Source organism: Chitinophaga sp. CCNWYY40 (genome assembly GCF_037483205.1).
In the GTDB taxonomy this organism is placed as follows: domain Bacteria; phylum Bacteroidota; class Bacteroidia; order Chitinophagales; family Chitinophagaceae; genus Chitinophaga; species Chitinophaga ginsengisegetis.
On record NZ_JBBHLF010000001.1, the window covers coordinates 380,279 to 407,095 of the forward strand.

The window sequence follows — 26,817 nt, forward strand, 5'->3', positions numbered from 1 at the left end:
CAGCATATTGCTATCTGTTATTGTACTGCTTTCCCGATCAAAGTACCTGATGTGCAGCTTTCCACTTTAACCATAACGTAATCGCCCTTTTTAAAATTTTCTTTTGGAAACACGATTACCTTGTTCTGATCATTACGGCCAAAAAGTTGCTCATCAGAGCGTTTGGAAGTGCCTTCCACCAATACTTTGAAAGTCCGGCCTACTTCTTTCAGCATGTTTTCCTGCGAAATGTCGCGGTGCAGCGCCACTACTTCTGCCAGTCTTCTTTTCTTTACTTCTTCCGGAACATCATCTGTATACCGGCGTTCCGCCAGTGTACCCGGACGTTCGGAGTAGAAGTACATGTAAGAGAGGTCGTAGCGGGCATAGCGCATAAGACTGAGCGTTTCCTGGTGATCTTCTTCTGTTTCGGTACAGAATCCGGTGATCACGTCGGTCGACAAGCCACAGTCGGGGATCAGTTCACGGATGCGGTCCACCTTTTTGATATACCATTCACGGGTATACGTACGGTTCATGAGCTGCAATATGCGTGAGCTGCCGCTTTGCACGGGCAGGTGAATATAGTTGCAGATGTTATCGTACTTCAGCATGGTGAAGAGTACTTCATCTGTAATGTCTTTTGGATGGGAGGTGCTGAAACGTACGCGCAGCAAAGGATTGATGAGCGCTACTTTTTCCAGCAGCATGGCGAAGGTGATGGTTTCGCTGCCGTCGTTGCTGGTCCAGTAGTAGGAGTCCACGTTCTGGCCCAGGAGTGTTACTTCGCGGTAGCCATTGGCAAAGAGGTCTTCCGCTTCCCTGACAATAGAGTAGGCATCGCGGCTGCGTTCACGGCCACGGGTAAAAGGCACCACGCAGAAGGAACACATATTATTACATCCCCGCATGATGGATACAAAGGAAGTAACCCCGTTGTTGTCCAGTCGTACCGGGCTGATATCCCCGTAAGTTTCTTCGCGGCTCAGCAATACATTCACCGACTTCTGACCGGTACCTGCTTCTGCGATCAGCGCGGGGAGGCTGCGGTAGGCATCCGGACCTACCACCAGGTCTACCAGTTTCTCTTCTTCCAGCAGTTTACCTTTGATGCGTTCGGCCATACAGCCTAAAACACCCACCAGCATGCCGGGGGTTTGCTGTTTTATTTTTTTGAATTCAGTAAGACGTTTACGTACAGTTTGTTCCGCTTTTTCGCGGATAGAGCAGGTGTTGAGCAATATCAGGCTGGCTTCTTCCGCGTTGCGGGTGGGGCCATAGCCTTCCTCGCCCAGGATGGAGGCAACAATTTCACTATCGTTGAAATTCATTGCGCAACCATAGCTTTCTATGTAGAATTTTTTAGTATATGTTTGGGTGCCAGTCGTTGCAGGAGCAAAAGCTTCTCCCTGGCGACTTTCATCATGCACTTTGGTATCCAGATCAAGCATCCTGACAAAAATTTTGGAAGGCAAAAATAGGTAATAAAAATAACAAAATGACAGAATGGCAGAAAATAGTATTTCCGGATGATTAATGTGCTTTCCTATATAAAAGGACATTAATCATCCGGAAACAGCTAATGGTGTATGCCTTATACCCGGCGTATCCACGAAGTATCCTCGAAGGAAAGGTGGACTTGAAGCGCAAGCGCCCGCGGGACGGAGGTTACGCGGTTTTTACCCCCAGCTTCTTCGCAATCCAGCTGTTTTTCAGCGGCTGCAGCCATTGGGTATCCAGTTCCTGCTTCGTGAGTACGGTATTATTCAGGTAGATGGTGTTTTCATCGATATAACCTTTCTCCAGGGCATAGGCGACCTGGGCCATAGGCAATAGCTCTACTTTATCTTTTACGATGAAGCCGAGCAGGAGGCGGTCGAACATATTTACGCTGTACTGTTGCTCTATACTTTTGATAATGCGAACGGAACTATCTGTACTGCAGCCACTTACGGTGGTCTGCGATTCGTCTGCCATCAATACGATCACCTGGTTCAGCACTACCTGTCCCCAGCCTTTTACGGGAGCGCCGTGGGCGTTCCATTGGGCTGTGAACTGATGCAGCTGCTCGTTAATTTCCAGTATCTCCTGTTCATTGAATGGTCTGTTGCTCTGGTATATCCAAACCCTGGAGGCGGGAGAAAAGCCTGAAGGGAAGATGTTGCTGGTGTTCATAACACAAATTTAGGTAAATGGATTCATTTCATGCTCTCTGCGATCAGTTCTGCGATATCCAGCACCTTTACGGATTCTTCCTTGCCGGCGTCTTTTACGCCATCGGTGAGCATGGTCATACAAAAAGGACAGTTGGAGGCGATTACCGCAGCCCCGGTGGCTACAGCCTCACGTCCGCGCTCAAAGTTAATACGGGTGGCGCCTTTTTCCTCTTCTTTGAACATCTGCGCGCCACCGGCGCCGCAACAAAGACCTTTGCTTTTGCAGCGCTTCATTTCCACGAGTTCGGCATCCAGTGTTTCCAATACCTTGCGGGGCGCTTCATATATATTATTGGCGCGGCCCAGGTAGCAGGAATCATGATAAGTAATTTTTTTGCCTTTGAAGGTGCCGCCTTCCTGCATCTTTATTTTTCCTTCATCAATCAGCGACTGGAGGAAGGTGGTATGATGTATTACTTCGTAGTTGCCTCCCAGTGTGGGATATTCATTTTTCAGTGTATTAAAACAATGCGGGCAGGCAGTAACAATCTTCTTTACCTCATACATATTCAGCAGCTGGATATTATTCTGCGCCATCATCTGGAAAATAAACTCATTTCCCGCTCTTCTTGCCGGATCCCCGGTGCAGCTTTCTTCTTTTCCCAAAATGGCAAAACGGACGCCCACTTTCTCAAGGATAGTAGCAAATGCCCGGGTTATTTTCTGGGCACGCTGATCAAAACTTCCTGCACATCCCACCCAGAACAGCACTTCCGGGGTTTCTCCGTTTGCGGCATATTCTGCCATTGTCTTAATATGCATTCTTGTTATTTTAAATTAATACCGAAAATGATTGCATGCAATCAAATGAAAAGCCGAAAAGTCATGCAACTGTCTAAAATTCTGGTGTATCCTTTAAATTTCGACACTTGCTTACTATTATTACTGTTTATATCTTTAAGACGAATTGAATATAAAGATAAAAAACAGAACCGCACAAATTTTAAATCTAACTGAATTGTACGCCAGCCTGAATGATAAGGAGCTATGGATCAAGGTAGTGGAAGGCGATAAGGATGCATTGTCTTTCATCTATACACAGCATTTCCCCGCACTGTTCAACTATGGAATGAAGATTCATGCAGATGAAACTATCGTAAAAGATTGTATCCACGATCTTTTTGTGACGCTCTGGTTCAGCCGGGAGCGTTTATCCATTACTGATACCATCCGCTTTTACCTGCTGGCCAGTCTTAAAAGGAATATTCTCCGCAGCCTGAAGCCCCTGTATGTTCCCAGTATGTTTGATCAGTCGATGGACAGGGCCGATTTCAGCACCAACCCGGAACAGATCATCATGGGGCGGGAGTCGGAAAGGGAGCAGCAGCAGAAGCTGGTAAAAGTGATTAACCAGTTGCCACGGCGGCAGCAGGAGGTATTGCACCTGCGTTATTTCCAGGGACTGGATACAAAAGAAGCCGCCGCGCTGATGTCGCTCAGCGTGAACGCCACGTATGTGCTGCTGTCGCAGGCATTGCGCTTCCTGAAAAAGCACAGCGATAAACTGGTTACACTCTTTTTGTTATGGCCATTTTAATGAGTGTTTAACAGACAATTGAAAGACAGCGGAAAAAAAATAAAAAAAAGTGGCGCCGGAACGCTAAGATTTTAACACCGGTTTACTTTACACTATAAGTATTGAAGATGAGATTCAGGGAATTCACTATTTCAGATTTTTTGCAGGAACCTTCTTTCCGGAGCTGGGTGCTGGATAACGACGCCACAGCCGCCGCTTTCTGGGAAGAATGGATAGGCAGTAATCCGGATAAGCGTGAAGACGTAATGCAGGCCAGGCAATGGTTGCAGGTAATAGGCTCCCCCACCTGGGTGCCTGATGCCGCCGCAGCACCCGATACCTGGAACCGCATTGTGCAAACCATCGATAAAACAGAAAGATCCGGCAAACCGGGCATCTTTGCCCTGCAGCCGGTAATGAATACCATAAAAAACAGGAGATGGCTGCCTTATGCCGCAGTGCTGGCGGGTATTGCCGTATTATATGCCGCCGCTTTTTTCCTGTTCACCGGCGGGGAAGTGCATCAGGCTACTGCAATGGGGGAACTGAAAACCATCCTGTTGCCCGATAGCTCGGAGATCCGGCTTAATGTGAATTCATCGGTGAGATATGCAGACAAATGGAATGCGAAAGATGCCCGCGAAGTATGGATTGAGGGAGAAGCATTTTTCACAGTAACGCATAAACGCAATAATCAGCGGTTCATAGTGCATACGCGCGACATGGATGTGCAGGTAACGGGTACCGCTTTTAACGTTAACACCCGGCGGGTGCAAACACAGGTAGTACTGAACAACGGCGTGGTGAAACTGGCGCTGCGCCCCCGCGGAAGCGATACCGCAGCACCTATCATCATGAAGCCCGGCGACATGATCACTTACTCAGCTACCACCAATGAGCTGACCAATAAAAAAGTAGACCCGGAAGTATATTCTTCCTGGCAAAGTAAAAAGCTATTATTTACAGATACGCCAATTACGGAGGTAATCAAATCCCTGCAGGATAACCTGGGCATCACTATTGAGCTCCAGGAGGAAAGCCTGGGCAGGCAAACATTTACAGGAACAGTACCTACAGATAATGTAGAAGTATTTTTCAGGACATTATCCAGGTCGTTACAGGTTACCGTTACAAAAACGGGCGCCCATACATACAGGATCAACCAACAATAGTATTTGAACTGACATAATAAACAATGCCTTACCCGCCGCATCCGGGAGGGGGACTTATGCACCGATGAAATTATAATCAACCATAATAACGAGGTAACAATTATTCAACCAACCTAATCTATTGCTATGATAGAATTTTACGCCAGGCGTGTTGGCGGAAGCATGGCTATGGCCCTGCTGATACAGCTTTGTGTGTCGCCGGCTACAGCGGCGCCTTTGCACCGTCAACATGATGTATTGTACGCCACTACCCGTCCGGTTACACAGCAGCAACCACTTCCCCTGAAGGAGGTCATTGCGATACTGGAAGACCGGTATAAAATACGTATTAACTATACGGGCAACACCATCAAAGACCTGAAAGCAACGGTTCCTTCGCCAAAAGCAGCAGCCATTAAAATGCAGGCTTACCTGCAACGTTTATTGCAACCACTGAACCTGGAGGTAGAAGAAGCCGGCGCAGATAATTATATCATTTTCCGGAAAGATCCGCCACAGCAAACGGCTCCCGCTCCCAAACAGCAAACACCTGTTCCAGTTCCTGTAGCAGCTGTGGTAACCGCCGCCCCGGCACCGGTACAGGAAATACCCGTGCGTCCGCCGGTGAAAGGACAGGTAACCCAGGAAGACGGCGTGCCCATCCCTGGCGTAACCATTGTGGTGAAAGGTACCCGCAATGGCGTGCAAACCAATGCAGACGGCCGCTTTGAGCTGAGAGATGTTCCCGATAACGCCATACTGGTATTCAGCTACATCGGCTATAAAACACAGGAAATAAAAACAGGAAAGCGTACATCCATTTCCGTTACCCTGCTTACCGATATGCAGTCGCTGAAAGACGTGGTAGTAAACGGTTATCAGAATATCAAGAAAGATAATTTCACCGGATCAGCTATTACTATTACGGGAGAAGAGCTAAAACGATTCAATCCTCAGAATATACTGGCCAGTATTCAATCTTTCGATCCTTCTTTTAAACTCGTGGAGAACAACTTCTCCGGATCAAACCCCAACGCCCTGCCCAACATCAATGTAAGAGGCACCACCGCATTGCCCACCGGCAAAACCACGGAACTCACCCGCAACCAGATCAACAGCACACCCAACCTGCCGCTGTTTGTGATTGATGGCTACCCCGTTCCGGTACAGTCGGTATACGACCTCGATCCCAACAGGATTGCGGCGGTAACCCTGCTGAAAGATGCGGCAGCCACCGCGGTATACGGCTCCCGTGCCGCCAATGGCGTACTGGTGATCACTACCCGGCCTCCAAAGGAAGGCAAGCTGTCGCTCACCTATGGCTATGAACTGAACGTTACCACACCAGACCTCACAGCATACCACCTGCTCAACGGTGAGCAGAAACTGGAATACGAGAAACTGTCAGGGGTATACGAAAACGCATTAGGACAGGGACGCGATGAACTGCAAATGCAGTACTACGCCAAACGCAGGAATGTACTGGCCGGCGTAAACACCTATTGGTTGTCGCAGCCGCTCGGCACCGATCTCGGTCACAAACATTCCGTTACGCTGGAAGGAGGCTCACAGTCGCTCAAATATATTATCGATGGCCGTTATCAAACCAATGCAGGGGTGATGAAAGGATCAGGACGCGACCGTTACAGTCTTGCTACCAACCTGCAATACAACCTGAAGGATAACAAGATACTTTTCCGTAACCAGTTCACCATTTCACAGGTAAATGGCCGGGAATCCCCATACGGCGAGTTTTCCACCTATGCCCGTATGAACCCCTATTTTCCTAAAACTGATTCTACCGGCAGACTGCTGCGGGAACTGGATAAATGGAATGTACCCGATTACCAGACCAATGGCATGAAACTCAACACCGTGCTGAATCCCATGTATGAAGCCACATTGGCCAGCTTCAACAAATCTGAATACCTGGAGTTTACAGACGCATTTTCTGCGGAATATAATATCACGAATACGTTGAGACTCCGCGGTGATCTGAGTTTAACCAAACGCCGCTCTACCGGCGATCAGTTCGTGTCTCCCTATAGCAACGAGTTCTTTGATAAAACCGGCGATGACCTGAAAGACCGTGGTACCTACACTTTCGGTGTTCGTGATGAGATACAGTACAATGGTAACCTGGTATTGAATTACAACAAAGGAATAGGCGATCACTTCTTTAACTCTTCACTCGGTTTAAATATGCAGGAAGCTAAAAACTCCCTGAAAACCTTTAAAGCGCAAGGGTTTACGAACGACCGGTTTACTGATATCACCTTTGCCAGAACATACGAAAGAGACAAAGCGCCTACCGGCGAAACGTATGAAGAAAGACTGGCCGGCGCTTTGGCAAGTATTAACTACTCCTACCAGAACCGCCTGCTGATGGATGCTACCCTGCGGGTAGACGGATCTTCTAAATTCGGGGTAGATGCACGCATGGCGCCTTTCTGGTCGTACGGACTCGGATGGAACCTGCACAACGAAAAGTTTCTGCGTAACACCATCGTATCGCAGCTGAAACTGAGAGCCACTACCGGTTTAACGGGTGAAGTATCTTTTCCGGCCTATTTATCCAATACTACTTATGAATACTATACCGGCGACTGGTACTCCACCGGCGTAGGTGCGCACTTTAAAGCGTATGGCAACTCCAACCTGAAATGGCAGCGCACACAAAACTACGACCTGGGTGCAGAACTGGGCCTGTTCCACGACCGGTTATATGTAGCGCCCCGCTATTATTATAAACGCACAAAAGATCTGCTGGCAGATATCAACGTAGCGCCTTCCACCGGCTTTTACCAGTATAAAGAGAACCTGGGAGAAATGGTGAATAAGGGATATGAGTTTAACATCCGTGGAAACGTATACCGTAACCGCGATATGTCTGCAAACCTCTGGGTAAACATGGTGCATAACACCAACGTGATCACCAAAATATCCAATGCGCTGAAAGCCTATAACGATGATATCGATAAACAACAGAATGAAAAAGATGAGCTGAAATCTTTATCGCTGCTGCGTTATAAAGAAGGACAATCCATGAATACCATTTACGCGGTAAGATCGCTGGGGATTGATCCTGAAAACGGCAAGGAAATTTTCCTGAATCCCGATGGTACCAAAACCTACGTATATGATGTGAAGAATACCGTGCCGGTAGGAGATCAGACACCCAAGCTGGAAGGGTTCTTCGGCGGTAACGTAGTGTATAAAAGCTGGATGCTGGAAGTGAGCTTCTACACTAAGTTTGGCGGCGACTACTACAACCAGACGCTGCTGGACCGCGTGGAAAATGCAGACCCGAGATTTAACGTAGACTCCCGCGTGTTAACTGACAGGTGGAAGCAACCGGGCGATGTTACTTTCTACAAAAACATTGCTGATCAGTCAATGACCAGGGCCTCTTCCCGTTTTGTACAAAAAGAAAACAGGCTGGAATTTAAATCGCTGTACCTCTCTTATGAAGCGCCCGCAGCATTCTACAACCGTTTGAAGATGAGAAGCCTCCGTTTTTCGCTTAACATGAATGATATCGGCTACTGGTCTACCGTAGAGGCAGAAAGAGGTATTGATTACCCGTTTGCCAGGAGCTTCACTTTTTCACTTCAAACAAGGTTCTAAAATCATTATATATGAAGAAGTATTTAGTCCTCATTTTATTACTCACTACCTCCTGCAGCAAATGGCTGGATATAAAACCGATTTCGGAAGTATCCGGGGATGAGCTGTTCAAAACTGAAGATGGCTTTAAAGATGCCGTGAATGGCCTTTACAGCCTGTGCCTGAATGAAGAGATCTATGGCAAGGAGCTGATGGGTGGTTTGCCCGATGTGCTGGCACAGAACTATGCTATTCCTGTTATTGATGGAAGTGGTTACCGGCAGGCGGCTATCTATAACTATAAAGATAAGAGCCTGATAGGCAGGAAAGATAAGATCTGGCAAAGATTGTATGAAGTGATTGCCAACAGCAATTTAATTCTTGCTAAAGTAGACCAGCAAAAAAGTATCCTGTCGGGTGTTAACTACGGTCTCATTAAAGGAGAATCGCTGGCAATGCGGGCCTGGTGCCATTTTGATGCGCTCCGCCTGTTTGCCCCTTCCTTTGCCAGCAAGCCGGCCGCACAGGGCGTGCCTTATGTAACGGAGTTTTCCAAAAACGCTGCCCCCATGCAAACCGTAACAGCCTTGCTGGATTCTGTGATCAAAGATCTCACCGCAGCAAAAGAAATATTGCGCGGCGTGGACCCGATTTTAAATGCGGGTTATAAAGTAGGATATATGATCAGGGATTCCAGTACAGAAGGCAACGGGGAAATGTTTGTGCAGCAGCGCCGTCACCGTTTAAATTATTATGCAGTATGCGGTGAGCTGGCCAGGGTATATCTCTATAAAAATGACCAGATACACGCGTTACAGAATGCCCTGGAAATTATTAATGCAAAGAAATTCCCCTGGACCCGCCAGGAGGATTTCATGAATGGCAACGATGCAAAGAAAGACAGGATCCTGTATAAGGAACTCATCTTCGGCTATTATATGCCCAACCGGAAAGATGCCATGAACGACCAGTTCCGGAAAGGTAACGGACAGGGATTGTTTATTTCCAGCACAGAAGGCAAAAACATTTATGAAGTAGCCGGAATAGGCGGGGAGGACTTCCGATTTAAACAATGGTTCAGCGAACAATCCGTAAACAGTACTACTTACCTGCAACTGGAAAAATACAAGCGTACCGATGATAATCTTCATTACCTGATGGGGCCTGCATTGCGGCTCAGTGAAATTTATTACATCGCGGCGGAATGCACTTTCGCTACGGCTCCGGATAAAGCCTGGGCATATTTCAATGAAGTACGACTGTACCGCGGTATCGGGCCATACAGTGGTCCCGCTGATGCCAACAGTTTTTATACCGAACTGCTGAAAGAAGCGCGCAAAGAATTGTACGGGGAGGGACAGCTGTTCTACATGTACAAACGCTTAAACAGACCCATACTGGGATTAGGCGGCAAGCCGGTGGCAGCCTCCGATGGCGTGTTTGTACTGCCGCTTCCTGATGATGAAATCGCATACGGTAACCGATAAAATATTGCACATGAAAAAGATAACAGCGATAAGCATGTTCAGCTGGATACTGCTGATAGCATGCAAAAAGCAGGATGATCTGGTGTTCCGTGAGAACAGTAATGTTTATTTTGATTTTACAGATGATGTAAAGAGCACCAGGGTAGACAGCTTCTTTTATTCCTTTGCCCTCTTCCCGGAAATATCCATAGACACCCTTTTACTGCCGGTAAGAATTTCCGGCGAGCGGGTGCCGTACGACCGGTGGTTTAAAGCAACGGTATTAGCCAATGGCTCCACCGCCACCGCCGGATTGCATTACAAAGCGCTGGACACAGCGTATAAGATCCCGGCCGATTCAGGTAAGGCGTATCTGCCGCTGATCATTTACGGAAGTGATCCGCTGCTGCTGGACACCTCTGTGGTGATTAAACTGAAGATCAGTGCTTCCTCCGCATTTAGCAACGATTTCCCTTCTTACGATACCGCCAAGATTACGTTTTCAAACCGGCTGGAACAGCCGTTGTGGTGGGTAGTGTGGGAAAGCGACCTCGGTGTTTATTCCCGGGTGAAGCATGAACTGTTTATCCGTACCTCCGGCACCACGGAGTTACAACTGGATAATTCCGACTGGCAATCCACTCCCAAAACATTGTTTTACCTGCGGCAGTTCCGTGCATTTATGATGGACCCTATTGCCCGCACCGTCGATTATAAGGATAAGGGTTATGCGATAGGACAGGAACCAAACGGTACTTATTATTTCTATAACACCGGTAATCTTAATAAAAAATACCCGCTCGAATACAGTGCGGCCGACGGCAGGTATTATTTCCATGACGAAAACGGGAACAGGATTGTACCACAATAACAAAAACCTATACACATGAAACATGTATTTCTATATATCATTGGCATCCTGGTATTATTTACCGCCTGCTATAAAGACAAAGGCAATTACGATTATCACCCGGTTCCCGAACCTATAATCACCCGGCTGGATACCGCTTACACGGCGGTTGTAGGGGATAGCTTTATCATATCCCCGAAGGTGGTGCTGGCCTCCGGCAATACAAAGTACCAGGGGTTGTGGAAAATTTCCGTTCCCGGCCAGATGGGTACGCAGGATTATACCGGCCAGGAGCTGCGCATCGTATTTGGTTTGGGCGCCTCGCGCTATCCCGCGATGTATATTGTGTATGATAGTATTACCGACATGAAGTACTATTATAAATTTGTGATCAATGGTACTGCTACCTTTACCCGTGGCACAGTGGTGTTGAGTGATGATGTAACGGCATCCAAAATATCTTTTATTAAGGAAGATGGCACGGTACAAGCCGATGTATACACCAATATTAATCACGATACCCTTCCTGGTGGTGCATTGCAGCTAACCATGATGAAAAATGTTAACTATGGTAATCTTATTACCGGTTACTGGGCTACTTTTAAAACGGGAGGCGTTTACATTGATCCTAATAACCTGAGCAAGCTGAGAACGCTGGCGAAGAATTTTTATTCCGATCCGGGGCCGCTGGAGGTATCTACTTTTATTCCTTCGAGTCTTGGTGTACCCGTAGGTATTATCAACAAAAAGTTATACCGCGGTGCTACAGAAACCGCGCCCTTTGCCACCTATTACGGTTTTATGGGCATCCCGCTTTCCGGCACCTATAGCCTGTCGCCGGCCATTATTGCGAGCGATCCTGATAACCGGGGGTATTTCGTGGGCTTTGAGGAAACGAAGCGGAAGCTGGTGCGGATGGACTGGGGCAACTATCTTGATACCAACTACATCGTAAAAGATTCTGCATTTACCCCTAAGAACCTGAAGATGGATATGTTGCACCTGGGGCGTTTTTCAGACAACGAATGTTATGCTTTCTGCGACAGTGTTGGCCAGATCAGGGAACTGCGCTTTGGCGTGGAGTTCAGAACCGGTGGCGATCCCGTTTTCCACGCGCTGGAAAAAAGGAAACCGGTGATTGCAGATAAGATCAATGCCACCACACTTTGGGCCGAGTCGCCGGTGGGGGTATTTTATTTCACACAGGGAGATAAAGTATTCCGGTATAACCCATTGAATAAGGATGTGAAAGAAATGGCCACTTCTTTCAGTGGTCAAACCATTACCATGCTGAAACTGCTGGATAACGGCAACCAGTTGCTGGTAGGTGTGAGAGGCAGTATTTTTTACCTGAATACAGGCACGGGGCATAACGGAGAAACCACGAAGAGAGTGGATGGTATTCCGGGAGCGCCGAAGGATGTGATTGTGAGAGCAAATTAATGAATGAGTCCCTATTGCATAAAAAGAAGAAGCCGTCAATTATGACGGCTTCTTCTTTTTATATGCTTAATGATCTTTATTCTCCGGTCCATTTATCCCGGTCGTCCATACTGAACTTCCAGGGGGCCATATTATTTTCGATGTTGCTGAACATGCCGGTCCATTCTGCCGGGGCGCTGGATTCTTCCATTACCAGGTGGCGGCGCAGCTGGAGGATAATATCCAGCGGGTTAATGCTTACAGGGCATTCCTGTACGCAGGCGTTGCAGGTAGTGCAGGCGCGCAGTTCTTCTTCTAAAATATAATCGCGTAAAAGGGCTTTGTTATCATCTTTAAAGGCGCCGCCGTTGGCTTTGATGTTGTGGCCTACTTCTTCGAGGCGGTCGCGGGTATCCATCATTATTTTGCGGGGCGACAGGAGCTTGCCGGTGATATTGGCCGGGCAGGCAGCTGTGCAACGGCCGCATTCCGTACAGCTGTAGGCGTCCAGCAAGTTTTTCCAGGTGAGGTCCATTACATCTTTGGCGCCGAACTTAGGCATGGTATCGGAGGCCGGAGCGTTGGCAGCCAGCTCCGGTTGCAGCATCAGCTGTACTTCATGTTGTACGGCAGGCATGTTTTCCATTTCACCTTTGGGTTCCAGGCTGGCATAGTATGCATTGGGAAATGCGAGGATAATATGCAGGTGCTTGGAGTAGGGGAGATAGTTCAGGAAAGCGAGTACACCAGCGATGTGCAGCCACCAGCAGCTGCGCTCCAGTACTTCCAGTGAGCCATCGGACATGCCGCTGAGCATGGGCGCAAACATGCCTGAAACCCAGAAGTTGCCGGTAGCTATGTAATGCGTGGCGCCTTTCGCCTGTAATGCCTGATCGGCTGCGTTCATGGTGAGAAACAGCAGCATCAGCACAATTTCGGTGATCAGGATATAATTGGCATCTGAACGCGGCCACCCGTTAAGATCCTTGCTCATAAAGCGTTTTAGCTTTAATATGTTTCTGCGTACCAGGAATATGGCGCATCCGGTAATTACCAGTACAGCGAGTACTTCAAATAAGCCGATCAGCACCGGGTAAACAGCGCCCAATACGGGAACGAATAAACGATGTGTGCCCAGGATACCATCCAGGATGATTTCCAGTATTTCAATATTAATGATCAGGAATCCGGCATATACGAAAAAGTGCAGTACAGCTACCAGTGGGTTACGGAACATTTTTTTCTGACCAAAAGCCAGCAGCAGCAGGTTTTTCCAACGCTGATCCGGATGGTCGCTCAGGTCTTTATCGCGCCCCAGTAGTATGTTTTTCCTTATCCGGCTTGCCTTTTGGGCAAAAAGATATACCGCTGTTCCGAATAGGATCACAAATAATAATTCTTGTACAATTCGCATTAGCTCAGATTTGACTCCCTAATTTATGTCTTTTTTAGCTATCAGCCGTTAGGGGTTAAGGTTTAGTGTATTTGATTTTTTTGCTAAGTGCTAACTGCTAATGGCTAATTGCTTATTTTTGCAACCATGGAAAGCAGGAACATCATTCTAACGCAGGATATCATTCAAAAGAAAATTGAGCGTATTGCTTATGAAATCTATGAGCATAACAGCGATGGCACGGATATCATATTGGCCGGTATCTGGGACCGTGGCGTGATCATAGCTCATAAACTGGCCGCTATCCTCGGACAGATATCTCCCCTGAAAATCCATATTATTGAACTGCGCCTGGATAAGCAGCATCCCGGTGAAGTAGTGGTATCTGAAGAAATAGACTTCGATAATAAAGTGATAGTGGTGGTAGATGATGTGGCTAACTCAGGCCGCACCATGCTGTACGCCCTGAAACCGCTGCTGAAATATCTCCCCAAAAAAATCCAGACCGCCGTACTGGTAGACCGTAAGCACAAATCCTTCCCGTTATCCGTTGACTTTGTAGGATATTCACTGGCCACCACCCTGCAGGACATGGTGCTGGTAGAAATGAACGGGGAAGAGATTGTTTCCGCTTACTTTGAATAAGTGATTAAAAATAGACTGCGTGTAATTTCATGTTCCCCTTTGAATTGATTTCAAAGGTGGGGGCGGGAAACTTGAGCATATTCAATACCTGGAATATTACTTTAACGCCTTTTTTCCGTGTGGGTATTTTGGTAAAATCCACATCGGGGGAAAGATAGAACTGCCGTACGCGACGGAGTTGACTATAGTCGTGGTAGATCCCGTGTTCATCTGTCCAGGTATTATCGCGGCCGCCTATCATCCCCTGTGAACCATACCCCACGGCAATATTCAGCCATTTGGGGAGCCGGCTTTCTTTCCGGAAGGAGTAAAGGTTTACGGATAGCCAGTACGTTTGACCGTTATAATCTTTCAGGGTTCTTTCCCAGAAGGTGGTGCCAAAAAGCTGATCTGCCTTATGCTGTAATACGGGATCATCATAATTTTGTGGATGCGCTGAAAACTTTAGCTGGATACGTTGCTCGTTCCAGGCCAGCTCCTGGCTGATGAGCAGGGCCGACCCGATAGCATTGGCGCCCATATCTCCCCAGGAAAACCCCCATTCAGAAGAGTAGCCGTCCAGTACTTCCACAACAGACTGGTAGGCAAATCCGCTCAGGCCGCCGATCCAGATCTGTTTCTTTCGTGGCAGTCCCGACCAGCGCCACATTTCGCGGCTATATTTCCCGATAAAGTACGCGCTGAAAATATGCCCGGTCTTATCCACCTGGTTCCATTCGCCCATATCATTAAAAAAATGAAACCCCGACCTGGGATAGCCTTTGTACCAGGCAGTGTTAAGCGCTGCGAGTCCGGCGCCATAAAGGGCCGCGGTAGCGCCGCTCAGGATCCATACGCGTGATTGGATGGTAGTATCGGGTATAGTGGAGAAAGGCACTTTTTTTTGCGCCATGCTGCTGAAAAACGGCAGTAACAGGATCAGGATGAGCAGTGGCTTCTTCATGCGGGTAGCTAAACAATACCGGGAATGCTGAAAGGGGGAAATTCCGGAGGAGTCCTTTCTTTCAACATTCCCGGTTTTTATCATCTTTTCAGATGACGGGCGTTATTTCAGTTTCAGATCCTGAATAATGCCGGTTATTTTTTGATTCAGTTCAGCGGTCACCTTGTCGTAGTCACCTGCGTTGGCTAAAGGCGCATTTACGCTGAAGTAGAATTTGATTTTTGGTTCAGTACCGGAAGGGCGGGCGGATATTTTGCTGCCATCTGCCAGTACAAACTGTAATACATTGGATTTCGGGAGGTCCAGCGATTTGATGTCGCCGGTTTTAATATCCCTGATCTGTTGCAGCTGGTAGTCGTAAAGAGTTACTACCGGTGAGCCGTTGATGGAAACCGGTGGATTTTCGCGGTATCCGCGCATCATTTCAGCGATTTCTTCAGCGCCTCTCATTCCCTTCTTGGTAATAGAAATCAAACTTTCCATGTAATAGCCATAGCGTACATAGATGTCGATCAGCTGTTCAAACAGGGTTTTACCCTTGCTGCGCGCGTAGGCGGCCATTTCACAGATCATGGCTACAGAGGCGATGGCGTCTTTATCACGTACATTCTGACCAATCATATAGCCATAGGACTCTTCCCCTCCGCAGATGAAGTTTTCTTTTGGCTCTTTCCGGCGGATCAGGTCAGCGATCCATTTGAAGCCGGTGAGTACGTTATAGCAGGTAATATTGTTTTTGGCAGCAAATACATCGATCAGGTCGGATGTTACTACTGTTTTGGCAATATAGTCGTTTGCTTTGGCGAGTCCTTTGCTTTTGCGGCTTTCCACGATGTAGTTAAACAGCAGTACGCCGGTTTGGTTACCGTTGAGCAGGATCCATTCTCCTTTCAGGTCTTTCACGGCAATGCCTACACGATCGGCGTCGGGGTCGGTACCCAGGAGGATATCGGCATCAAGTTCTTTCGCTTTCTTAAGGCCGAGGTTCATGGCTTCCGATTCTTCCGGGTTAGGATATACCACGGTGGGGAAGTTTCCATCCGGTGTAGCCTGTTCCTGGACAATGTTTACATTGGTAAAGCCGTATTGCTCCAGCAGCTGGGGCACCTGTGTGATGCCGGTACCATGAATAGGCGTATATACTATTTTAAGATCGTGCTGTTGTTTGTTGATATCGGGATTGATGGACAGGCTGAGCAGTTCCTGGCGGTATGCTTCGTCTATTTCCTTACCGATGAGGGTGATATTGGCTTCACCACCGGTCCATTTCACCTCGTCCGGGGAAGCGATGTTCTCTACTTCACGGATCACGTTGTTGTCGTGCGGAGGTACCAGCTGTGCGCCGTCGTCCCAATAGGCTTTGTAGCCGTTGTATTCTTTCGGGTTATGGGAGGCGGTGAGTACTACACCACCCTGGCATTTAAGGTAACGGATGGTAAAAGACAGTTCCGGGGTGGGGCGGAGGCTTTCAAAAAGAAACACTTTAATATCGTTGGCGGCAAAAACGTTGGCAACGGTTTCCGCGAAAAAGCGGGCATTATTGCGGCTGTCGTGTGCAATGGCTACCTTAATTTCGCCGGTAAAGGTTTTTTTGAGGTAATTGGCGAAGCCCTGGGTGGCCATTCCAAGAGTATATTTATTCATGCGGTTGGTGCCAACGCCCATGATGCCCCTGAGGCCACCGGTACCAAATTCGAGGTTACGGTAAAAAGCGTCGTTAAGGTCATCAGGGTTTCCTTCCTGCATTTTCTTCAGTGTGGCAACGGTTTCAGCGTCGTAATTACCGTTGAGCCATTGCGCTACTTTGCTTTGAATATTTATATCCATGGTCTTTTTTTTGTGAGCCGTAAATGCTAAAATGGATTGTAAAGTAAAAATAAAAAAATGAATGTTGGAAATTACAGATTTCAAAATACATTGAAAATCCCTTGTATTGGTTAATTTTGCTGCCATGAGGCGGTATGAAGATACTTATAAACAAAAAGGATTACGTAAACAGTTAGTCGATAGTATCCGTCAGAAAGGTATTACAGATGAAAACGTACTGGCAGCTATTGGCAATATTCCCAGGCATTTTTTCCTGGATACGGCTTTTGAAAGTATAGCTTACGACGACAGGGCCTTCCCTATCGGGGAGGGGCAAACCATTTCGCAGCCGTATACGGTAGCCTATCAAACGCAGCTACTGGAAGTAAAACCCTATGAAAAAGTACTGGAAATAGGTACCGGCAGCGCCTACCAGGCATGTGTACTGGCCGAGCTGAAAGCCAATGTATTTACGATAGAACGGCAACGGAAGCTGTTTGACCAGGTAAAAAGTTTTCCTTTCAAAGCCCAGTATCGCAATCTCCGTTTCTTTTACGGAGACGGTTATGAGGGATTGTCGACCTATGCTCCCTTTGATAAGGTGCTGGTAACGGCGGCAGCTCCCTATATCCCTGAAAAATTGCTGCAACAGATGAAGATCGGCGGCAAAATGGTGATTCCCGTTGGCGGGCAGGAGGTACAGCGTATGCTTCGGATCACCAAAATCAGCGAAACAGAGAATGAGCAGGAGTTATTTGATAACTTTTCCTTTGTACCCATGCTGGCCGGAAAAAAATAATGCAGGGGAGATGAAGCCCCTGCACTGATATGATCCTGTCTTATTTTATTATTAAAGCCGTCCCGCGCCCTCTCTGGGCTTTTCCTCTTCCTGTTTTTCTTCTTCTTCCTGTGGTTTCTTTTTCTTAAAGAGGTTCGGGTCCATTTTGCCAAAACGGTAGCGCACATTCAGCCGGATGAAGCGGGTAGCCCTTTTACGGTCGTAATCCTGGATGAAGGTATTGGTTTCGTAGTGGGAGCTGAACTGCTGCGTATTCAGCAGATCCGAGATATTGAGGGCCACCACCAGCGATTTGTTCAGCAACTCCTTGCGCACTCCCAGGTCAATCCCATTCATCGCTTTGAAAGTTCCCTGCGGCTGAATGCGCGGAGAGCGGAAATGACCGCCTAACTCCACACTAAACTTACCGGGTAAACGAAATTGTGTGTTTCCGTTTAACCCGTAGCTGAAGTTTTCATTATTGACGGCGATGCTGGTAAGCTTGCTGTATTCCACATTCAGGTTGGCCCATACTTTCCACCATTTGGTAAGATTTAAGCTATAAGACACATTTCCGCCCATATTCTGCTGGGTGGCCAGGTTCATGGGTTTGGTGGTGGTAACGCCGGAAATGGTATCCAGGGTGCTGATACGGTCTATGTTATCATTTGTTTGAGCAAAATAGGTACTGGTGCTCAGGTAATTATTGGATTTGGGATAATATACCGAGTAGCTTACCTCAAACTTATGCGAGAGAGCCGGCTGCAGCTCCGGGTTACCGGTACGGATATTCTGCGGGTCGGAGTTATTGATGTACGGCAGCAGCTGATCAAAGTTGGGCCGGTCTATCCGGGTAGAATAGTTGAACACCAGGCTTTGGTTCTGGTTCTTCGGCATATTGTATTTGAGGAATACGCTGGGGAACAGGTTAAAGAAGCGGTTATTCACCGTGGTATCTTTTGTAAACGAGTATCCTTTGAGCTGCGATTGTTCCGCACGCACGCCTACCTGGTAACCCAGGTTGCCGATGGCGTTGGCAAAATTGAGATAGCCGGCGTAAATGTCTTCTTCATAATCATATTTATTGGACAGCGTGGGGCTGATCACATAATCTTTTTCATCCCAGTCGAACAAGGTGGCTACGTAGTTATTGTCGATATGCCGCATGGTGGCTTTCACCCCGGCTTCCAGTTTACCTTTCTTACCAAGTGGGGAAGTATAGTCCGATTGCAGGTTCCAGAAGCGGTTGCCGTTTTTCCCTTTATTGCTTTGTTTATCGGCATTGGGAAGCGTATCAACGGATGCAATATGATACTGGGTATTATAGTTGCTTCCGCTGCTGCTGTTATTGCCGCTGTAGCTGATATAGGCCGTGAGTTCCTGGTTGGGCTTATCGAAAGTATGTTTATAACTGAGATTGGTATTTTTATTATTGCCGCGGTTATAGCTGTTATTGGCGCGTTCCCCGTTACGCAGGGATTCCATTTTCTGGTCCATGTAGTTCAGGAGGATGTTGTCTTCATTCTGGCTGTAGTTATAGTTCAGTCCCTGCGACAGCGTGAAGGTATTGTGATCATCCATGAAGTAATCGAATCCGAAGCGGCCGCCGTTGTTGGTGTTCCTGTTTTCATTTTTACTGATCTGGGAGAAGTACCACGTGTCGCTGCTGTCTGCAATCAGATTCTGGCGGAAGCTTTTTCCGCTGCCGTTTACCTGTTCGTAGCGACCGTTGTAGTTAGCGAAGAAGTTAAACCGTTTCATACGTAAGCTGGCATTGGCGCTTCCGAAGCCTTCCCCGCGGGTAGCGCCGCCTACGTTGAACATTACGTTGTAGCCGATGGCCTTATCTTTTTTCAGTACGATGTTGATAATACCGCCGCTGCCGTTGGCTTCAAACTTCGCGGAAGGATTATTGATTACTTCCACCCGGTCGATGCTTTCCGCGGGGATCATTTGCAGGGCTGTTTTAGCATCCCCGAAAGGAGAGGGTTTACCATCTACATAAATAGTAACACTTTTACCACGGAGCGTAATGTTATCATCGATATCCACATCCACGCTGGGGATATTTTTTAGTATATCCGTTCCCGTTCCTCCTTCTGCATTGATCATATTACCGGCATCAAATACCTGCCGGTCTATTTGCATGGAGAAGGCTGGTTTTTCTGCTTTAATTTCCACAGCATTCAGCACTTTACCGGCGGGTTGCAGGCGGAGTGTGCCGGCCAGCGTATTTTTCCCTTCTGTAACCCTTACGGCTTTTTCCAGTTTTTCGTATCCCATAAAAGTGATGCGGACTACATAAATGCCTGGCGTAATATTATTGAGTGAAAAGGTGCCGGTGGGAGTGGTGTAAGCGCCGGTAACCATAGAAGAATCTACTTGTTTCAGTAGTACCACGGAAGCGTATTCAATAGGTTTCCCGGTAACAATATCCGCTACCTTTCCTGTTACCTTCAGGCTTGTGGGGATTGGCGTTTGTGCGTTGACGTTATACGACGCAACAAACAACACGACCATGAGTGAGAAAAAATTTCGCATGCGTGGACTTAGCAACTTTAATAATGATACAACAACAGCGTAAAAGTAATAGGCGTATGTTTAAACATTCACGAAATATGATGAGTGGTAGCTAAAAAAACATGGCCGGCAGAGTGTTGTAGCACTACTAACCGGCCTGTGGTTTGCATTCACCTTCTTTAGTATGTTTTTAGAAACTCTGCATGGGATCGCCCATCTGTGTATCGTTTCCGGAGTCTTTCTTTTTCTTTTTAAACAATGATGCATCAAACTTGCCGAAGCGGTAGCTGAAGTTGAGTTTCAGTATCCTGGATTCACGTTTGCGGATATAATCCTGTGCAAACTCCGGCGACGCCTGGTTCAGCTCATACTGACGGGTATTGAAAATATCAGATACGCTGAGTGTTACAGAAGCGGCTTTATTTTTCAGGAAATCTTTTTTCACTGCCAGGTCTACTGTGCTGAAACCTTTGATGGTACCCTGTGCGGAACTTGGGATCTGGTTAAATCCACCTCCTCCGCCACCACGGCCGCCGCCGCCACCACCGCCGGATGACGGAAGTGCAATAGTAGGCGCCTGGTAGGTGGCATTTACCTGCACGGTGAAGTTGGCCGGTAATTTTGTTTCAGAATTTATTTTAGCAAACCAGCTGAAGCCGTTGTTATCATAGTTCTGCCCATTGGCGTTTACCTTCATATCTGTTTGATAGAGGTTCACGTTGGTGGTGAGATCCCATCCTTTCAGGATTTGATTTTTCATGGTCAGCTCCGCACCGTAAGAGTTGCTCCTGTTGGCATTGATGTACTGCGTGAGCAATGTATCCGCGCCGATGGGTGTGCTGATGGTGGAAATCATATCGTTCGTATTCCTGAAATACACGCTACCGAGGAAGTTGCTGTTGGCCCAGTTCTTTACATATGAAAACTCAAAGCTGTTGGTATATTCCGGTTTCAGGTTTGGATTACCTTCCCGTTGATTCTGCGGATCGCTGTAATCGCGGTATGGAATCAGCTGGAAGAAATTGGGCCTGTTTACACGGCGGGAATAATTCAGCTGTAACTCCTGGTCATTCTTTAATTTTTCAGAGAGGAAGAGGCTGGGAAAGAAGCCTGGTACTGCTTTGGTGGGCTTGTACTTAGTGCCTTCATTTTCGCCTGCATACACATATTGCTCTACACGTAAGCCTGCCTGGTAGCCGAAGTTACCAATGGTATTGGCGAAGTTGGCGTAACCGGCATAGATCTCTTCATTGTATTTATAATTGTTGGAGAGCTGCGGGTTGTTGACAAATTCACCGGTAGTAGTATCCCTGTCGTACACGTTATACAAACTGGTGTAATCGCGCAAAGTAGCTTTAGCGCCTACTTCCAGCTTACCATTCTTCCCGATGGGATTGGTGTAATCTGTTTGAAAAGTAACGAAAGTGGTTTTACCGTTGGTGGTATTGTTTTGCAGCAATGCTTGTCCGAGTGGCGATCCAGCCGCGTTTTGCGCTTGTGTGAGATAGTCGCCGTTGCGGTTATTTTTGCTGTTATTATAGTTGATATCAGCGGTCCATTCTTTATTCGGTTGTGCAAAGGTATGTTTGAAACTCAGTGCAGTAGTGTAGTTACGGAAGCTGAAGTCGTTATTGTTCAGGCGGTCGCTGATACCGGTTACCACGTGATCCTTATCGGAGAAGGTGCTGCGCAGGTCTTCGTTGTTTTTAAAATCGCCGGCCACAATATTTTGTGAGATGGAGATGGTGTTCCTGTTATCGAGCATATAGTCCAGTCCGAACCGCCCGAACTGGAACAGCGGCTTGCTGGTGCTGTTGCTGTTCTGGAAGAGGAAGTTGGTATCTGCCTTCTGGCCGTTGCTGTAGTTGCTGCGGCTGGTGGTACCATCTGCCCAGTTCTGATTGGCATTGATGTTATAGTTGGCGAACACATTGAATTTACCCTGACGGATATTAATATTACCGCCGCCGTTGTATTTATTACCTGTGCCGATACCTGCATTCACGGCGCCATTGAAGCCGGCTTTGCGGTTTTTCTTCAGCACAATATTCAGTATACCGGACATGCCTTCCGCGTCATATTTAGCAGAGGGGTTGGTAACCAGTTCAATACTTTCTATCGCATCTGCGGGAATCTGATCCAGGGTAAGTGTAGAGGGTTTGCCATCTACAAAGATATTGGGAGAAGCATTACGCACGGTAACATTTCCATCGAGGTCTACATTCACAGATGGTACATTTTTCAGTACGTCCTGTGCGGTGCCACCAACGCTGGTGAGGTTCCTGTCTACGTTAAATACTTTTTTATCGATGCCCATCGCAAAGGCGCTTTTTTGCCCGGTGATCTCCACGCTTTGCAGTGTTTTTACGTTCTGCTGCATTTTGATATTGCCAAGATCCTGTTCAGTGGCCTGTGGTGTGATGGTTACTTTTTTCTGCATGTTAGTGTAGCCCATGAAATTCACCCGTAGTATCATGGGGCCGAAGGGCAGATTTTCCAGGCTGAAGTCGCCATTGGGTTTGGTGAGCATGCCTGTTACCAGTGAGGAATCTTTCTGCCTTAATAAAGTAACAGAAGCATATTCTATTGCTTTCCCTGTTTTAGCATCCACCAGTTTGCCATATAAATGGCCAATCTGAGGCATGTTGGGTCTTCCCTGTTGTCCCTGTCCTTGTGCCTGCCGAGGGGCTGTAGCTCCGGGCGCCTGTGCAAAGGTGTGCGCCTGCCACAAAAGTATACCAGCAAGAACTGCGTAGCATTTTTTCATCCTTATAGTTTTTTATCCGGACTTTCTTCTCAGATAAGGACAAATGTATCGGGGTACAGGTATGAATGGTTTGAGATTGTGATGAGTGGAATTATTACGCGCAGGAAATTGCAAATATAAGCGCTAAGAGGTCTTAACAGTAGTTAACAGAGGTGTGTTTCAGCGTATTACCAGAGGGAGATGGCCATGCATATTAACCCGGTAATGAGTCCGCTGATGGCGCCGAGGAGTTTAAAACTTTTTAGTTCCCTGCTGAGGAGGTTGTGGGTAATGGTTTCCAGTTGTGCTGCGGAGATACCGGCAATTTTCTGTGCTATCATTTTTTCCAGGTTCAGGTCCTGTTCTATGTTATCGAGGTATTGGCGGATCAGTACGGGAAAGAGGGTGTCCAGTTCTGCTACCAGGTGGGTTTTTATCTGGTTTACAATACTATCGCCGATGAACATGGAGAGTACGGGCATTGCTTTGGGTAGTCTTTCCCGCAGGAAGCTGTCCAGGTGTGCTTCTACGAGTGGAATAATTTTTTTGATCTTTTCCGGATCCGTCATTTTGGTTTTGATATCCTCAAAAGAAAACTGTTGCGCTACCAATGCCCCGATGCTGTTGGCCAGGTGTGTTTGTCTTTTTGGGAACAATCCCTGCAGGGTGATAAAGCCGATGTTAAAGGGTTTATACGGGCGGAAAAGCAGGGTAACAGCAAGGCTATTGAGTAACCAACCGATGACAGCAGCGATGAGGGGAAGGAAAAAGATCATTGAATGAATTGATTTTCAGATGTTACAAATGTAAAAAATAGGAAGGCAATAAGTAAATGAATTTTTTGGTTCAGGTAAAGGAGCCGGATTGGAAAAGGTTGGGGAGGCCCGCGGTGAACCATAGGGGCATTTCGTCTGGCGGGATGTGAAAAGTTATGAGATTGTCCTTTTGGGTAGCCAGGTGCAGCACTAATTCTTCAGAAGAATCGAGAATGATAAGGTCGTCAATCAGTTTAAAGTGTTGGTTTAATTTATACAGATTGCCATAATAATTCTTTTCAATTTCATAAACAGGGACATTATGTCCACCATTCATAGCGCGTTTAAATACTCTATCCAGTGATATTTCAAGTGTTGCCAATCCCATAAAGAGCATGTTTATCCGGTATTTCTCCTTTTTAAAGGTGCGTATCAATGACCAGCTCTCTTCTTCTGTAAAATGGCCTTCATATACAAAATCTTCGTTTTGCTCAAGTGCGGACTTATACTGCAACTCAAAGGTTTGATCAACATATTCATCCGCTAGCTTGCCGGCTTCTTTGTATGAACACCCCAGTTGTTTCCGGAATTCTATTTGTTTTAGCGATTTTAGCTTGTCGCCATCAAAAGGGGAGTGCTTTTTTATTAATTCTGTGGGTAACAAATCTGGCCCGGCTGAAGATTTACCAGCGCCGTTAGAGCCTGCAATAATATAAAGCGTTGGCACTAGTTGTGTTTGGAGTTAAGCCTTTTTCTGATCAGATCAGCCTGTTGCTGCGACAATTCGCTTTCAACAATAAAGTCATTCAGTTTACGGGAAACCGAAACGATTTTCATTTTGCCATCAGGGTATTCCATATAGTATTTGCCCTTTGGAAGACTTTTATGATAGATCATAAAAGGGTTGCCTTGCAATAAGGTTTCATCCCGCAGTTTTTTAACCGCAATTTGTGCTCTTTTCTCTATTTCTGTCAATGGCCTTATCATATGCTTAATTTCACGTTAGCGAATTTAAATAAAAAAAATCAAGACGGTGGGTCAACTATTTATACAAACAAAAAAGGCTTCCTTTTACAGAAGCCTTTTTTATTTTTCCGGGTGATTGAAGGGTTTCGAACCCTCGACCCTCAGAACCACAATCTGATGCTCTAACCAACTGAGCTACAACCACCATGTTCAACGGTTACCCCGTTTTTGGGAGTGCAAATATAAGTGAAACTTTTATCTGGCCAAGAATTTTTTTAGTACTTTCAGAAAATAAAAAAGGCCTCTTTTTACAGAAGCCTTTTTTGTTTTTTGGGTGATTGAAGGGTTTCGAACCCTCGACCCTCAGAACCACAATCTGATGCTCTAACCAACTGAGCTACAACCACCGTTTTATCGTCAATTTCGTGTATTATTTCGTTGTTGGGAGTGCAAAGATAAGCGAAACTATTTTTAAATTCCAAATACTTTGAATAAAAAAAATTCAAGGGATTACGTATAGATCATATTCTGCAAATGAAACCCAATATTAAAATCGTTTTCATTTGTTAAAAAGAACCGTTCCTAACATTAACAAGCGCCTCTATTGGAACTTCCGGAAAAGGTGTATCTTTGCGCACTTTCCCATTCCATTCCCATTTTTATAAGTGATTAATAATCAGTAGGATGTTATTTTATGGCATCAAAGAAATCCCTGATTTCAGGCGATTTAATGCCCTTTAGTCCGGATAAGTTAACCAAGACAGGAAATATTTAACAAAATCCCTTTTTCTACTAACTGAAATAAAAGCAAGTATTTAATATTTAATTGTATATACATTATGGATCAGCTTAAACTGAAGTTGCAGGAGTACTATCAGCGTTACCAGCAAATGGACCAACGGGTGAAGCCTGGAAAGGAGGAGCCTGGTTTTGAGGACGTGCTGGACATGGAAAACGATATTCTTTCACAATTTGGATTGCCTACATCCCGGCGCTTTGTGCAGATACTGCATGATTTCGTGCATCATGGCCATGTGAGTGACCAGTTGCTGGATTATGTAAGTAAAAAATTACGCACGGCCGCACGTAAGTATCTATTGGCGCCTGTTATGTCCGACATTGACCTGCTTGAAAGCGCCCGCGAACAAAAACGCAGTGCTTACGATGTGTTGCCCGAGCTGGGATACCCCGCACAGGAATATGCCCTATTCCTCATTGGAGAGCTTTTTTACCGCCGCAATATGGCCGCCGGGGATATCCTCGACGAATTGAAGAAAATGCAGCATTTCGACAGCTGGAACGACCTGATGCTGCTCAGTAAAATACATAACCATACCACTCACGAACTGTACACCAAACTGAAGAAACATGAACTGCGCTTTATCGACGAGTTCATTCAGTTTACCCGCCGCCAGGAACCGTCCAGGCTGGTGAATAAACGTGCTACACCACTGGAAGATGGTTATACACCCAACTATAAAACCATTACCAAAGTACAGGTGGAAGATATCATCTTTGATGAACAAACCACTCCCAGCCTGTTTGGTAAAATAAAGAGCGGCAGGGGATACGCCCGCATCACTATCAGCCTGGAATTTTCAGAGCTGAACCAGATCCTGATGAGCAGCGATGAACTGGGGGTTGAAATCAGCAATCATATTAAAAAACGCCTGGCTAATCCAGCTGCGGAGAAACCAACGGTAATAGATATACGCGCTGAATTCGGTGATGTATTGAAACTGGATAACTGCTACCTGGAAGTATATAAACCCCAGCACAGGGAAGGAAATAAATGGGTGGAAGATAAAGATCACTTCTACTTTGTAGATAAAATTCTTACAAAAAAAGAATTTGAAAAAAGAACCAAAGAAGCGGAAGTAAAACGTAAAATACAGGAATGCCTGGAACTGATCGGCGGCTCTTATGTATATTACCAACGCCTTCGCCGTTTAGGTATCACCGACGAGGAAGCCAAACTGCGCGCAGGTTTACAGGATGAGTTGTTGTTTAAGTTATCGTACTTTCTTAACAAGGTAAAGGAATAGCATTTAAATAATTC

The 26,817-nt window shown here is 46.5% G+C and carries 20 protein-coding genes and 2 tRNA genes; 9 read left to right on the top strand and 13 right to left on the bottom strand.

What is annotated here, in order from left to right; translation table 11 throughout:
- Positions 1–17: 17 nt before the first annotated feature.
- The 3 genes from miaB to V7S65_RS01535 all read right to left on the bottom strand — a co-directional run bounded on the left by miaB (position 18) and on the right by V7S65_RS01535 (position 2,957).
- Positions 18–1,430, bottom strand: a complete 1,413-nt coding sequence (gene miaB / locus V7S65_RS01525; protein ID WP_336386445.1) for a tRNA (N6-isopentenyl adenosine(37)-C2)-methylthiotransferase MiaB — start codon at positions 1,428–1,430, stop codon at positions 18–20.
- Between the two features lie 217 nt (positions 1,431–1,647).
- Positions 1,648–2,154 carry a hypothetical protein gene (locus V7S65_RS01530; RefSeq protein WP_079468554.1) on the bottom strand — a complete coding sequence of 169 codons (507 nt, stop codon included), beginning with the start codon at positions 2,152–2,154 and terminating at the stop codon, positions 1,648–1,650.
- A gap of 23 nt (positions 2,155–2,177) precedes the next feature.
- Positions 2,178–2,957: a (Fe-S)-binding protein gene (locus tag V7S65_RS01535; protein ID WP_336386444.1), complete on the bottom strand. Its 780-nt coding sequence runs from the start codon at positions 2,955–2,957 to the stop codon at positions 2,178–2,180.
- Between the two features lie 196 nt (positions 2,958–3,153).
- Between V7S65_RS01535 and V7S65_RS01540 the strand changes: the two genes are divergently transcribed.
- The 6 genes from V7S65_RS01540 to V7S65_RS01565 all read left to right on the top strand — a co-directional run bounded on the left by V7S65_RS01540 (position 3,154) and on the right by V7S65_RS01565 (position 12,227).
- A complete protein-coding gene (locus V7S65_RS01540; RefSeq protein ID WP_159454212.1) occupies positions 3,154–3,732 on the top strand; it encodes an RNA polymerase sigma factor in 579 nt (192 codons plus the stop codon).
- A 107-nt stretch (positions 3,733–3,839) separates the two neighbouring features.
- On the top strand, positions 3,840–4,883 hold the full coding sequence (locus V7S65_RS01545) for a FecR family protein (protein WP_111580026.1): 1,044 nt from the start codon (positions 3,840–3,842) through the stop codon (positions 4,881–4,883).
- A gap of 126 nt (positions 4,884–5,009) precedes the next feature.
- Positions 5,010–8,489, top strand: coding sequence for a SusC/RagA family TonB-linked outer membrane protein (locus tag V7S65_RS01550; RefSeq protein WP_079468550.1), 3,480 nt, complete (start codon positions 5,010–5,012; stop codon positions 8,487–8,489).
- Positions 8,490–8,500: 11 nt separating this feature from the next.
- A complete protein-coding gene (locus V7S65_RS01555) occupies positions 8,501–9,955 on the top strand; it encodes a RagB/SusD family nutrient uptake outer membrane protein (RefSeq protein ID WP_336386443.1) in 1,455 nt (484 codons plus the stop codon).
- A gap of 10 nt (positions 9,956–9,965) precedes the next feature.
- Positions 9,966–10,805, top strand: a complete 840-nt coding sequence (locus V7S65_RS01560; protein ID WP_111580028.1) for a DUF4843 domain-containing protein — start codon at positions 9,966–9,968, stop codon at positions 10,803–10,805.
- A 15-nt stretch (positions 10,806–10,820) separates the two neighbouring features.
- A complete protein-coding gene (locus V7S65_RS01565) occupies positions 10,821–12,227 on the top strand; it encodes a PKD-like family lipoprotein (protein ID WP_111580029.1) in 1,407 nt (468 codons plus the stop codon).
- Positions 12,228–12,303: 76 nt separating this feature from the next.
- Here V7S65_RS01565 and V7S65_RS01570 read toward each other — a convergent pair whose 3' ends face one another.
- On the bottom strand, positions 12,304–13,620 hold the full coding sequence (locus V7S65_RS01570) for a (Fe-S)-binding protein (protein WP_079468546.1): 1,317 nt from the start codon (positions 13,618–13,620) through the stop codon (positions 12,304–12,306).
- A gap of 126 nt (positions 13,621–13,746) precedes the next feature.
- Here V7S65_RS01570 and V7S65_RS01575 point away from each other — a divergent pair, with 126 nt between their 5' ends.
- The gene (locus tag V7S65_RS01575; protein WP_336386442.1) at positions 13,747–14,244 is read left to right on the top strand and encodes a phosphoribosyltransferase family protein; all 498 of its coding nucleotides are present in this window, start codon (positions 13,747–13,749) and stop codon (positions 14,242–14,244) included.
- 4 nt (positions 14,245–14,248) lie between these two features.
- On the opposite strand, the gene V7S65_RS01580 is transcribed toward V7S65_RS01575, so the two are convergent.
- Entirely contained in the window at positions 14,249–15,187 is a 939-nt protein-coding gene (locus V7S65_RS01580; protein WP_336386441.1) for a DUF2279 domain-containing protein, read from the bottom strand.
- A gap of 102 nt (positions 15,188–15,289) precedes the next feature.
- Positions 15,290–17,014, bottom strand: coding sequence for a phospho-sugar mutase (locus V7S65_RS01585; protein WP_336386440.1), 1,725 nt, complete (start codon positions 17,012–17,014; stop codon positions 15,290–15,292).
- A 124-nt stretch (positions 17,015–17,138) separates the two neighbouring features.
- Between V7S65_RS01585 and V7S65_RS01590 the strand changes: the two genes are divergently transcribed.
- On the top strand, positions 17,139–17,792 hold the full coding sequence (locus tag V7S65_RS01590) for a protein-L-isoaspartate(D-aspartate) O-methyltransferase (protein ID WP_079468543.1): 654 nt from the start codon (positions 17,139–17,141) through the stop codon (positions 17,790–17,792).
- 51 nt (positions 17,793–17,843) lie between these two features.
- On the opposite strand, the gene V7S65_RS01595 is transcribed toward V7S65_RS01590, so the two are convergent.
- The 7 genes from V7S65_RS01595 to V7S65_RS01625 all read right to left on the bottom strand — a co-directional run bounded on the left by V7S65_RS01595 (position 17,844) and on the right by V7S65_RS01625 (position 25,165).
- Positions 17,844–20,312 (bottom strand): outer membrane beta-barrel protein, encoded by a 2,469-nt coding sequence (locus V7S65_RS01595; RefSeq protein ID WP_336386439.1) that lies wholly within the window; start codon positions 20,310–20,312, stop codon positions 17,844–17,846.
- A gap of 169 nt (positions 20,313–20,481) precedes the next feature.
- A complete protein-coding gene (locus tag V7S65_RS01600) occupies positions 20,482–23,058 on the bottom strand; it encodes a TonB-dependent receptor domain-containing protein (RefSeq protein ID WP_336386438.1) in 2,577 nt (858 codons plus the stop codon).
- 167 nt (positions 23,059–23,225) lie between these two features.
- On the bottom strand, positions 23,226–23,813 hold the full coding sequence (locus V7S65_RS01605) for a DUF445 domain-containing protein (RefSeq protein WP_336386437.1): 588 nt from the start codon (positions 23,811–23,813) through the stop codon (positions 23,226–23,228).
- A 70-nt stretch (positions 23,814–23,883) separates the two neighbouring features.
- A complete protein-coding gene (locus V7S65_RS01610) occupies positions 23,884–24,519 on the bottom strand; it encodes a zeta toxin family protein (RefSeq protein WP_336386436.1) in 636 nt (211 codons plus the stop codon).
- The gene (locus tag V7S65_RS01615; protein WP_133256272.1) at positions 24,519–24,779 is read right to left on the bottom strand and encodes a hypothetical protein; all 261 of its coding nucleotides are present in this window, start codon (positions 24,777–24,779) and stop codon (positions 24,519–24,521) included. The genes V7S65_RS01610 and V7S65_RS01615 overlap by 1 nt, the downstream gene beginning before the upstream one ends.
- Before the next feature lie 110 nt (positions 24,780–24,889).
- Positions 24,890–24,963 (bottom strand) — tRNA-His (locus V7S65_RS01620).
- Positions 24,964–25,091: 128 nt separating this feature from the next.
- A tRNA-His gene (locus V7S65_RS01625) sits at positions 25,092–25,165 on the bottom strand.
- A 432-nt stretch (positions 25,166–25,597) separates the two neighbouring features.
- On the opposite strand from V7S65_RS01625, the gene V7S65_RS01630 reads away from it, so the two are divergent.
- Entirely contained in the window at positions 25,598–26,803 is a 1,206-nt protein-coding gene (locus V7S65_RS01630; protein ID WP_079468539.1) for a hypothetical protein, read from the top strand.
- Positions 26,804–26,817: the final 14 nt, after the last annotated feature.